The sequence below is a fragment of the Oleiphilus sp. HI0043 genome (genome assembly GCF_001634935.1).
Map to the genome: position 1 here is coordinate 19,074 of NZ_LWEY01000025.1, position 12,120 is coordinate 31,193.

Sequence of the window (12,120 nt, forward strand, 5' to 3'; positions counted from 1 at the left end):
GTACCTTATTTTTCACTCTTTATAAAAACACGCGACATTGAAGACTCTCATGCAAGAACATTATCAACCGCAGCAAATAGAAGAAAAAGCCCGTAAATTTTGGCAAGACAACAACAGCTTTGCTGTCACTGAAGACGAAACAAAAGAGAAATACTACTGCCTGTCCATGTTCCCTTATCCGAGCGGAAAACTACATATGGGCCACGTGCGTAACTACACCATTGGCGATGTTGTTTCTCGCTATCAGCGCATGCAAGGCAAAAACGTAATGCAACCTATGGGTTGGGATGCTTTTGGTCTTCCTGCAGAGAATGCTGCGATCAATAACAAGGTAGCACCTGCCAAGTGGACCTACGAAAATATCGAATACATGAAGACTCAGTTGAACGCACTGGGCTTTGGCTACGACTGGAGTCGCGAACTGGCGACCTGTCAGCCTGAGTACTACAAGTGGGAACAGTGGTTCTTCACCAAGCTTTACGAGAAAGGTTTGGTTTACAAGAAGAACGCAACCGTCAACTGGGACCCTGTCGACCAAACTGTTTTGGCAAACGAACAGGTTGTTGATGGCCGCGGCTGGCGCTCTGGTGCTTTGGTCGAGCGTAAAGAAATTCCACAATGGTTTATCAAGATTACTGATTATGCTGAAGAGCTGTTGGCAGATCTCGATCAGTTAGATGAGTGGCCTGAGCAGGTCAAAACCATGCAGCGCAACTGGATCGGCCGCTCTGAAGGTTTGGAATTCTCATTCGACCTAGCAGGTCGAGATGACAAGCTAAGCGTTTATACCACTCGCCCAGATACTTTAATGGGTGTGACCTACGTTGCAGTTGCTTCCCAGCACCCTCTTGCTCTTGAAGCGGCAGGGAATAATGCTGAGGTGAAAGCCTTTGTTGAAGAGTGTAAGAACAACAAAGTCGCTGAAGCAGATATGGCGACGATGGAGAAAAAAGGTATTCCAACCGGCTTTACTGCTATCCACCCAATTACGGGCGAAGAAGTACCTGTTTGGACGGCTAATTTTGTCTTGATGGATTACGGTTCAGGTGCGGTTATGTCGGTACCGGCTCACGATGAGCGTGACCATGAATTCGCCAAGGCTTTCCAGCTTCCTATCAAGCAGGTGATTGCGCCGGAAGACGGCAACGACATAGATGTACAAGAAGAAGCTTTTGTTGAAAAAGGCGTATTGGTGACTTCAGGTGAATTCACCGGCCTAAGCTCGGCAGAAGCCTTTGATGCCATTGTTGCCAAGTTCGAAGCGCTAGGCACTGGCAAAAAGCGTATTAACTATCGCTTGCGTGACTGGGGTGTTTCTCGCCAGCGTTACTGGGGCACACCTATCCCGATCAAGAATCTTGAAGACGGCAGCGCGATTCCTGTTCCTTTAGATGAGCTGCCTGTTGTACTGCCTGAAGACGTTGAGCTGAACGGTGTCACCTCACCTATCAAGAGCGACCCGGAGTGGGCAAAGACGACTCATAATGGTCAGCCTGCACTACGTGAAACAGATACCTTCGATACCTTTATGGAATCGTCTTGGTATTACGCACGTTACTGTTCACCTCAGTCTGCTGACAGCATGTTAGACCCAGGCGCGGCAAATTACTGGCTGCCTGTAGACCAATATATTGGTGGTATTGAGCACGCTATTTTGCACCTGCTTTATGCGCGCTTTTTCCACAAACTGTTACGAGATGTCGGCTTGGTAAATTGTGACGAGCCGTTCAAGCGTCTGTTATGCCAAGGCATGGTATTGGCTGAAAGCTTCTATCAGGAAGACGATAAAGGTGGCAAGATCTGGATCGCGCCAGCTGAAGTCGATATCGAGACGGACGAAAAAGGCAAAACCATTAGCTGCAAGCGCAAGTCTGACGGTAGCGAAGTGTTGTCTTCTGGCATGAGCAAGATGTCGAAATCTAAGAACAACGGTGTTGACCCACAAACCACCATCGACCAGTTTGGTGCTGATACCGTTCGTTTGTTTATTATGTTTGCTGCGCCTCCTGAGCAATCATTGGAATGGTCTGACAGTGCGGTTGAAGGTTCAAACCGTTTCCTTAAGCGTATCTGGCGCCAGGTGTATTCTCACGTTTCTCAGGGCGATGTGGCTGCACTCGATGTTGCCAGCCTGAACAAAGAGCAGAAAGCGCTTCGCTTAAAAACGCATGAAACGATTGCTAAAGTAAGTGACGACGTTAGCCGCCGCTTAACCTTTAACACAGCAATCGCGGCTATTATGGAGCTAATGAATACAGCCTCGAAGTTTGTTGATGTCAGTGAGCAAGGCCGTGCGGTCATGCAGGAAACGCTTGAAACCGTTACTTTACTGCTTGCACCAATCACGCCTCATATTTCACATGAGCTATGGGAAACCCTGGGCCACAAAGACGCAGTTATCGGCGCGGGCTGGCCAAGTGTTGACGAGAGCGCCTTGGTTAAGGCTTCGCAAACGATCGTTATTCAGGTGAATGGTAAAGTAAGGTCCAAGCTTGACGTGCCTGCTGATATCAGCAAAGAAGCAATGGAACAAACTGCTTTGGATGATGAAAACGTTAAACGCTTTACAGATGACAAGACCGTTCGTAAAGTAATCGTTGTACCTGGAAAGCTGGTTAATATCGTTGCGAACTAGGCAACGATAGACCTGTTCTTTCCTCCTTAATATCGCCCCTCGCTTAAAGCTTCGGGGCGATTATTATTTCAGTGAGAGCCTTATATGCCACGTAATAAACTTTTGATCATCGTAATGATCATGCTTTTTAGTTTGCTGTCGGCATGCGGTTTCCAGCTTCGTGGTTATTCTGAACATGACGCTCCTAAGGGCTTTTCCAGTATAAAACTCGACTGCCCAACCACTCGTGCTTGGCAGCTTTGCCAAACACTACGCCAAAAGTTGATGCTGAATAATATTAGCTTTGATGACAATGCTCAGTATCGGCTAGCTATCTCCCCTATCGAGCAAGAGTCTCGTACCTTGTCGCTGCAAAGCAATGCTTCAACCGCTGAATATGGGCTGAGCTCTAAAGTAAGTTATCAATTAGTTCTTCAAGAGAGCGAAGAAGTACTCGCTGAACAGGAAATCGTCGTTCGTAATAGCTATCGCCACCAGTCCTCTGCACTATTATCAAAAGAGCGCGAGCGCAGTGAGCTACAGTCTGAACTTAGCCAGCGCATTGCTTCAGAAATATTCCGCCAGATAGATGTCGTAAATAAACAAACGCTAACTACCAGCGATTCCGGCAGTAACGAGGGCTCTGAGTAAGTATGCGCATCAAAGCTGAGCAACTTGAGAATGAGCTGAAAAAAAAGCTCTTACCGCTTTATTTGGTAACCGGTGACGAGCCACTATTGGTTCAAGAAGCTTTGGACAGCATTCGTCTGAACTGCAAAAAACAAGGCTTTGATGAGCGAAAGATTCTGGAAGTTGACCGCAAGTTCGATTGGACCAGCTTAAACGAAGAAGCTAACACTCTGTCTTTATTTGCAGAAAAGACACTAACTGAACTTCGACTTGGAAAATCTAAACCCGGTACCCCCGGTGCAAAAGCCTTTCAACAATATTGCGATAATTTGCCAGAAGATAAGATTTTACTGATCTGCGCCGATAAACTCGATGCTTCCACACTTAAAAGCAAGTGGTGTAGCCGACTTGATCAGACTGGTGCCATCATTCAAATATGGCCAATCAATCTACACGAGATGCCGCGTTGGATAGCTCAACGAGCCAATAAAATGGGCTTGAACTTAGCTCGTGACGCCGTTTCACTTTTGTCTGATAGATTAGAAGGCAACTTACTCGCTGCACAACAGGAGCTTGAGAAGCTTAAGCTTCTTCACCCTGACAGCAGTGTCGAAATTTCTACTGAAGATGTGTTGGAAAGTGTTTCAGATGCTTCTCGCTACGATGTCTTTAACCTTACCGACGCCTGTTTGACCGGAAAGGCCAAGCAAAGCGCAAAAATCATCTCCCACCTTCGCCTTGAAGGCGTAGAAGTCACCTTTGTCTTGTGGGCTTTAAGTAAAGAGATTCGCTTACTACTGAATTTGTCTCATGCCCTGAGCAAAGGTCAGCCATTGCCGGCATTATTCAAACAACATCGTATCATTCAAAAACGCCAGGCAGGTCTGTCTGCCGCCGCACAAAAGCACAGCCCTCAAAAGCTATTGGGCCTTTTAGATCAGTGTAAGAAAGTCGATGACCTGATCAAAGGTGTCGAAAAGGGCATTTCCCCTTGGGACGTGTTGACTGATATTACCTTGGCAATTGCTAAGGGATAAAGCCAAAGGTAGGCGGGGCCTCTGTCCGCGCGAACGGAACCACCGGGCTATCTGACACTCCGAGGAACGACCTGCGCCCCGGGACGGGCCGCCTACAAAATTCTCACATTCGAAAACTCATTTCCGAAGATGCTTTAATTTCCATAGATAAGCTTTTGAAAATAAAAAATAACAAAAGCACAACAAAGCATTATAAGTTCTTTAGCGCACACTCTTTATCACAAATAAACATTAAAGCCTCTTTCCGATCGCTGTTTTTACAATGTTTTTCAGAATCTAACATTTTTAGCTCACTTATAAGGGGGCAGCGCTCACTTTTTATGCTAACGTCAATTATAAGAATCATATAAGTTGTTAAGCAGTCTTCTTTTACTACCAATAGCTTCACCGAGGTAAACCTGAATGCGCTTAAAACGCAACAAACAAATATGTAGCGCGATAGTTATCGCTATCAGCTGCTTGCTATTAAGTTCAATCGCGGCAGCTGATTACAAATCAGTGATTAAGGATAAATTTTGGGGCGCCATTTATAAAAATGGCGGGCAGACCTTTTTCTGCAAAAAGTCTTTCTCAAAGAAAACACCGCTTCTCGCGGTCAGCCATATTTACCCAAGCGCTCAAGTACGTGACCACCTTCAATGCGGAACTAAACGCCAGTGCCTTCGTTCAGACGATCGCTATATGGAAATAATCTCTGATTTGCATAATGTTGTTCCGGCTGACTCTTACTTTGAGTTTAAAAGAAAAGGCGCAAAGTTCGGCAACTTAGAAGAAACGATTGAGGCCAATAATTGCGGCATTCGAAAGAAGTTACACATTATTGACCCACCTAACGAGCTCAAAGGGGATATTGCCAGAATTCTGTTTTATATGAAGGCTAACTATGACCTACCCTTGCGTACTCATATGTCTTTATTAAAACTATGGCATGAGAATGATCCACCAAGCCCGGAGGAAGTCTCACGTAATGCGATTGTGGCTGAGTATCAGGGCAATGAAAATGAGTTTATCTCCAACCCATCTTTAGCTTATAACATTGATTAACTGCATCGTCGGGTTAAAACCCGACTTACCCTGAACTCAATAACCTTAGGGCTCGATTGAGAAGCCTAGACCAGCCTTTTCTTCTAGCCTATGCAATAAGGCATCACCCATTGCTGTTGAGGGTGTCAACACTCCGCACATCTTCGGCAAGTGTTTCTTATCCAAGGCTAAACAGGCTGCACTTTCACCAAGCATTTTAGAAGTAGAACCATAACCTGGGTCTCGGTCACCTGTAACCTTGGCAACCAATGTTCGGTCATTCATACGGCCAATTACACTAAAGGTGAAGAAGCCAGCTTCACGCTCTGCTTTATTTGGCCCTTCACCAGGTTCAGGGAAAAAGCGATTAATTGTATTTTTATACCAAGACCCCGGCTTACCTGCCATCATCAAGCCTAAGGTCAATAAGCCAGCATAACCTTTGGCTCTTCCAGTAAAGCCTTTGCCGCTCATCATCGCTTCATCATAAAGGAAGTCTTTTCCATACGGGTAAGACTTCAAAGCATGAGAGCGTCGAACAACGCGCGTATTTATTGCCGCCATGATGAAAGGCATGATCCAAGCTTTTAGGTCAGAGTCGTATTTAACGCTTTGCATATCTGGCTTATCAGGGCCCGACATTTCCCCCTGAGGGTTCAAACCATAAGGGTTGAAGATCACCTTCTTAACTTCAGGGTCTTTACTCGCTTCGAGCATCACATTATTCATACTGGCAAAGGTACCGCCACTCATCGCCCCTTTTGCAGCTTTTAAGCGCATCTTGATATGGTAGCAATATTCGCCATAGTGATGTTTTGCTTCACGCTGAAGAAAGTACACACCCATGTCGGAAGGAATCGAGTCAAAACCACAACAATGGACAATCCGGCAACCGGCTTCTTTTGCCGCTTTGTGGTGCTTGTCGATCATGCGACGAATCCATTGCGTCTCGCCGGCCAGGTCGCAATAGTCAGTGCCGTTCTCGACACACGCGGCGACTAACTCGTTTCCATATTTAGCGTAAGGACCGACCGTTGTGCAGACGACTTTAGTACGTTTTGCCAGTTCATTCAGGCTAGCCGTATCGTGGCTATCGGCAAGAATAAGAGGAATGTTATCGTTACCTAAGCCTTTTCGAACTTCTTCAAGCTTGGTTTGGTTGCGTCCAGCCATTGCCCATTTTAGTTCGCCATCGAGGCCGTAGGTATTTAGATAGTATTCGGCAACTAAGCGGCCTGTAAAACCACTTGCTCCCCATATGATCACATCGAATTCGCGCTTTGTACTCATGACCTCTTCCTATTATTTTTATAGCTTATTTTCAAAGGGGTCAGACTCGATTGAAATTCAATCGAGTCTGACCCCTTTGAAATTACATGGCTGACATGCCGCCGTCAACCGGTATAGCAATACCGTTCATATAACTATTCGCTGGTGACAGTATCATGACCATGACATTCACAATTTCTTCAACTCGTGCGATACGCTTCATCGGACAGCCGCGCGCAAGGTTCTTGTTGACCTCTTCGATATTATCATTCGGATTCATCGTTGGATTATCAACCATCGGCGTTGACGTAAAGAAGGGGCAAATCGCATTAACTCGAACATTCATAGGCCCACATTCAACTGCGGCCGTTTTAGTTAGACCTATTACAGCGTGCTTGGCAGCGCCATAGGAGCTTCCCATCGGCGTTCCACCTAAACCTGCCATGGAACTTACATTCAGAATCGCACCCTCTTTTTGAGCAGCCATGACTCTTAACTGATGCTTCAGGCCAAACGCGACACCTTTAGTATTAACATCTAACTGACGAGAAAGCGTTGGGCCGTCCAGGTGAACCAATGGGCCCAGTTTAGGAGCGATACCAGCATTGTTAACAGCAATATCAAGCTTGCCAAAATTATCAACCGCAGCCTTTACGAGTTCTTCAGAATGCGCTTCTTCAGCTATATCACCCGTTAAGGCAATAACCTTACTGCCTAGGGTTTCACAATCCTGCTTTGTCAGTGTTAAGCCTTCTTCGTTGAAGTCAGCTAGCACTAAGTTCGCTCCGCGCTTGGCTAACTCTTCGGCTAGGCTTTTACCAAAGCCACTGGCAGCGCCGGTAATCAATGCTACCTTTTCTGAAAAATCTAGTAGGTTATCCATAGTTTATCTCTGAATTAATAGGTATTACTAAAACTAAAAAATGAATTCACCACAGAGAACACCGAGCGCTTTGCTTCACAGAGAAGACAAAAAAAAGTACATATTATTATACAAATATTTTCTCGGTGTAGGCCTCAGGCTGCTCTGTGATCTCGGTGATTACATTTTTTAATTTAGATCGTTAGTCCACCATCAACGACAATACACTCGCCGTTGGTGTAGGAGCTTGCATCAGATACGAGGTAAAGTACCGTACCTGCCATTTCTTCTGGCTCTGCATGACGATGCATAGGAATCATCTGCATTGCGGCTTTGTGCATTTTCTCATTAGCAAATAACGCCCCGGCAAACTTGGTTTTAGTCAGGCCAGGCAAAATAGCATTACAACGGATACCCAGCGGTGCACATTCCTTCGCGAAGGCTTTAGTCATATTGATAACCGCCGCTTTGGTAATAGAATAAATCCCCTGCATCATGCCGGGCTGTAAGCCATTAACTGAAGCAGTATTGACGATGGCACCACCGCCATTTTTCTTCATCAATTTGCCTGCAGCGACTGACATAAAAAAGTAACCACGGATATTTACATCAACAGTTTTATCATAGGCCGCTAGGTCTGTATCAAGAATATGGCCAAAGTATGGGTTGGCTGCTGCATTGTTAACTAGAATATCGAGCTTGCCGTGCTTGCTTTCGATATGAGCAAAGCATGATTCAATCTGCCCCATATCACCGACATGGCATGCTAAGGCTTCAGCGGAACCACCCGCCTCAGTAATCGCATCGGCAACCAACTGGCAGTCATCTACCTTGCGGCTTGAAACAATAACGTGTGCGCCCTGCTCTGCTAATAGCTTCGCAATCGCTTCACCGATACCACGACTTGCGCCCGTTACCAGTGCAACTTTTCCTGTTAGATCAAATAAATTTGTAGCCATGTTTTTACCTATTAGTTCTAGAAAATATTTAAACACTAAGCACTTAAACCACCGAGAATACAGAGCGCTTCGCGTCACAGAGAAAAGATAAACACTCAACCTAAGTTCTAATACCTTCTCTGTGGAGGCCGCAGGCCGCTCGGTGTGCTCTGTGGTGGAATCAATCGAGTCTGACCCCTTTGATTAACCATATTACTCCGCTACCACAACAACCTTACCTTTAACCTCTCGGTTAAAGACTTTGGCTAATGCCTCTTTTGTGTTTGCTAAAGTAAAGACTTCATCGGTGACAACCGATACTTTGCCATCTTTATGCCAGGCAAAAAGCTCCTGCATATTTTGCAGGAAGACCATAGGTTCATGCATGACGAAGCTGCCCCAAAATACACCTATCACACTGTATTCTTTCACCAAGGCGAGATTAACTGGTAGCTTGGGAATGGTGCCTGATGCAAAGCCGATGACAAGCAAACGACCATTGCGAGCCATCGCTCTTGTGCAAGCATCAAATGCCTCGCCACCAACCGGATCGTAAACGACATCTACGCCCTTGCCTTTTGTCAGATCTTTTAGCGCTTGCTTGAGATCTTGTTCCTTATAGTTAACCAGCTCATCGGCACCTTGTTCCTTGGCGATTTCTAGCTTATCTTGAGAGGAACACACTGCAATAACCTTGGCCCCCATCGCCTTGCCGATTTGCACGGCAGCTAAGCCTGTTCCGCCTGCTGCACCCAGCACGACTAGCGTTTCACCTGACTTCAATCGAGCGCGTTGCTTTAAGGCATGATGAGCCGTGCCATGAGCACACATGATATTGGCGGCATCAATATCATTCATCTCATCGGGAATAGGCATGACTAACTTTGAATTAACAACCGCCTGCTCAGCAAAGCCTCCATATTTTTGGCTGCTACAGATTAGTCGCTGGCCAACCTTCAAGTGCTTAACCCCTTCGCCAAGCGATTCCACCTCGCCACAAAATTCCATACCGGGTATAAAGGGGCGCTCAGGTTGAACTTGATACAAGCCTTGCACTAAAAGGCCATCAGGGAAGTTAACGCCTGTCGCTTTAACGTTAATACGAACTTCGCCTTTAGCCGGCTCAGGCGCTTCGACGTCTTTAAATACCAAGGTATCTATAGGACCAAACTCTTCACATACGATTGCTTTCATTTATATTTCCTAATTTTGGAAAATCTATTTGTAGGCAGAGGGGTCAACCCCGTGCTAGTCCGCTAGCGAGCCATGTAAGGCTCTGCCTACATTAGCTTTCTTCTTTAATCACGGCCAACGCGCCCATTGCCAGAAGTGGCACATAAGCTCCGACTTTACCGGCCTGTTTACTGGAAGCGTTTCCGTCTAATGCTCGTTTCGCGACGCCTTGTGCGATCGCGGCTAAACGGAAGAAGCTAAAGGCTAGATAGAATGCCCAGTGATCAATCTTGTCGATTCCCATACGTTTGCAATATCGTGCAACATATTCTTTTTCAGTTGGAATACCTAGGCTTGTGCGATCAATACCTGCTAACCCACTCATTTGACCCGGCTTCTTTTGCCCGCCGCTAGCAGGCATACGCAACTGCATACATTGGTATGCCAAGTCTGCAAAAGGATGACCCAATGTAGACAACTCCCAATCTAATACGGCCAAAATACTAACTTCACCAGACTGCAAAGCGGCACTTGAAAACATCATATTGTCGAGGCGATAGTCACCGTGAACTAAGGAAACACGGCCGTCATCTTCGGGCAGATTTTCTTCTAACCATGCGATCAATTGATCCATTGCTGGAATCGGCTTAATTTCAGATGCTTTATATTGCTGACTCCAGCGAGATAGTTGGCGCTCAAAATAGTTCCCTGGCTTGCCATAATCACTCAATCCTGCACTGTCTAAATCGACACTATGAATCGCAGCTAGTACATCGCCCATTTGCTCGTATGCGGCGCTTCGCATTTCATTTGACGCTAGTTCTGGCAAGGCGGCATCCCAGAAGATACTGCCTGCGCAATACTCCATTACGTAGAACATGGAGCCGATAATTTCCCGGTCTTCACATAGGTGATACATGCGAGGCACCGGTACGTCAGAATCTGCTAGCGCTTGATAGACTCGAAACTCTCTGTCGACTGCATGAGCAGATTTGAGCAGTTTGCCTGGAGGCTGCCTTCTTAGAACAAAGTCCCCCGAAGGAGAAGACAGCTTGAAAGTCGGGTTTGACTGCCCCCCCTCAAATTTTGTTGCTTTAATCGGCCCAGAAAAGCCTTCGATATTGTCTGCAAGGTAAGCAGCTAGCTTAACAACATCGAGCTCATCAACATTTGTTTTTATATCCGACATACCTTCTCCTAAGCCTTACGCATCTTCATCATTTGCATTGCAGAATACCCTGCTGAGACACCACGACCAAGCTGCATCATATGAACCTGATCTGGCCCATCCGCTAGACGAATAATACGTGCCATTTGATATGCATCAGATAAGAAGAAGTCTTGGCTTAAACCTGCTGCGCCATGTATCTGAATCGCTCGATCAATTACCGTACAGGCCATTTGTGGCGCAACGATCTTGATCATGGCGATCAGGTCTTTTGCCCCTTTGTTGCCGTGTGAGTCCATTTTTGCAGCCGCTTTTAAGGTAAGCAAGCGCGCTTGTTCGATCTCGCAGTAGGACTTGGCAATGTCTTCACGCACCGAACCCTGCTTGCTCAGTGGCTTACCAAATACGACACGTTCTTCAGCTCTGACACACATTAACTCAAGTGCACGCTGTGCGGCTCCGATTAAACGCATGCAGTGGTGAATTCTACCGGGGCCTAAACGCCCTTGAGCAATTTCAAATCCACGCCCCTCACCTAGCAGTATATTCTCGGCAGGTACACGCACATTTTCGAATAAAATTTCTGCGTGACCTTCTGGCGCATCGTCATTACCGAATACTTGCATCGGTCGAACGACGGTGACACCCGGCGTGTTCATCGGTACGAGTATCATTGATTGTTGTAGGTGACGATTTTCGTTGTCCGGGTCTGTTTTGCCCATCACGATGAGTATTTCGCAACGCGGATCACACGCACCCGAGATATACCATTTACGACCATTAATGACGTAGTCTTCGCCGTCACGCGTAATAAGAGTCTGAATATTTGTTGCATCAGAGGAGGCTACATCGGGCTCAGTCATGGCAAAAGCAGAGCGAATCTCGCCTTCAAGCAAAGGTTGTAGCCATTTTTCTTTTTGCGCTTCAGTACCATAACGAACGAGTACTTCCATATTGCCTGTGTCGGGGGCGCTGCAATTAAATATTTCACTGGCAAAACGTGTCCGCCCCATGACTTCAGCCAGAGGCGCATATTCCAGGTTGCTTAAACCGTAGCCATAATCACTATCAGGCAAAAACAAATTCCATAAGCCCTGCTCTTTTGCGAGCGCTTTTAAGTCTTCAATTTGCTGAGGAATCTGCCACCTATCTTCGGCATTTTCGATAGTCTCTTTTATCTCTTGCTCAATTGGGTACAAATATTTTTCCAGAAAACTTGCCACTTCCTGAGTCAGATCTAGTACCTTCTGCGAGTATTCGAAATTCATATTTCACCTTTGTTGTTGAGCATATTGACATCAAGCCAACTTATCTTGGATGAAGGCATTATAGGCAGCAAAGAAAACATCATTGAAGTTTATTTACTTTATTTATAAATATAACTATCAGTGATACTTACAACTTAT

The 12,120-nt window shown here is 46.0% G+C and carries 10 protein-coding genes; 4 read left to right on the forward strand and 6 right to left on the reverse strand.

Annotated features, from left to right (window positions below; all coding sequences use genetic code 11):
- Window positions 1-49: 49 nt before the first annotated feature.
- From leuS to A3729_RS00990, 4 genes are all read left to right on the forward strand, one after another.
- Window positions 50-2,635 (forward strand): leucine--tRNA ligase, encoded by a 2,586-nt coding sequence (gene leuS, locus A3729_RS00970; protein ID WP_068506690.1) that lies wholly within the window; start codon window positions 50-52, stop codon window positions 2,633-2,635.
- 84 nt (window positions 2,636-2,719) lie between these two features.
- A complete protein-coding gene (gene lptE / locus A3729_RS00975; protein ID WP_068506692.1) occupies window positions 2,720-3,265 on the forward strand; it encodes an LPS assembly lipoprotein LptE in 546 nt (181 codons plus the stop codon).
- Window positions 3,266-3,267: 2 nt separating this feature from the next.
- Window positions 3,268-4,281 (forward strand): DNA polymerase III subunit delta, encoded by a 1,014-nt coding sequence (gene holA, locus A3729_RS00980; protein WP_068506694.1) that lies wholly within the window; start codon window positions 3,268-3,270, stop codon window positions 4,279-4,281.
- Between the two features lie 402 nt (window positions 4,282-4,683).
- Window positions 4,684-5,325, forward strand: a complete 642-nt coding sequence (locus A3729_RS00990; RefSeq protein ID WP_082865261.1) for an endonuclease — start codon at window positions 4,684-4,686, stop codon at window positions 5,323-5,325.
- Window positions 5,326-5,370: 45 nt separating this feature from the next.
- On the opposite strand, the gene A3729_RS00995 is transcribed toward A3729_RS00990, so the two are convergent.
- The 6 genes from A3729_RS00995 to A3729_RS01020 all read right to left on the reverse strand — a co-directional run bounded on the left by A3729_RS00995 (window position 5,371) and on the right by A3729_RS01020 (window position 11,982).
- Window positions 5,371-6,594, reverse strand: a complete 1,224-nt coding sequence (locus A3729_RS00995; protein WP_068506700.1) for a trans-acting enoyl reductase family protein — start codon at window positions 6,592-6,594, stop codon at window positions 5,371-5,373.
- An 82-nt stretch (window positions 6,595-6,676) separates the two neighbouring features.
- Entirely contained in the window at window positions 6,677-7,456 is a 780-nt protein-coding gene (locus A3729_RS01000) for an SDR family NAD(P)-dependent oxidoreductase (protein WP_068506703.1), read from the reverse strand.
- A 173-nt stretch (window positions 7,457-7,629) separates the two neighbouring features.
- Entirely contained in the window at window positions 7,630-8,394 is a 765-nt protein-coding gene (locus A3729_RS01005; RefSeq protein ID WP_068506705.1) for an SDR family oxidoreductase, read from the reverse strand.
- A 192-nt stretch (window positions 8,395-8,586) separates the two neighbouring features.
- Window positions 8,587-9,567: an NADPH:quinone oxidoreductase family protein gene (locus A3729_RS01010; protein WP_068506707.1), complete on the reverse strand. Its 981-nt coding sequence runs from the start codon at window positions 9,565-9,567 to the stop codon at window positions 8,587-8,589.
- A gap of 91 nt (window positions 9,568-9,658) precedes the next feature.
- The gene (locus tag A3729_RS01015) at window positions 9,659-10,735 is read right to left on the reverse strand and encodes a phosphotransferase family protein (protein WP_068506709.1); all 1,077 of its coding nucleotides are present in this window, start codon (window positions 10,733-10,735) and stop codon (window positions 9,659-9,661) included.
- Window positions 10,736-10,743: 8 nt separating this feature from the next.
- Window positions 10,744-11,982: an acyl-CoA dehydrogenase family protein gene (locus tag A3729_RS01020; RefSeq protein ID WP_068506712.1), complete on the reverse strand. Its 1,239-nt coding sequence runs from the start codon at window positions 11,980-11,982 to the stop codon at window positions 10,744-10,746.
- Between the last annotated feature and the right edge of the window lie 138 nt (window positions 11,983-12,120).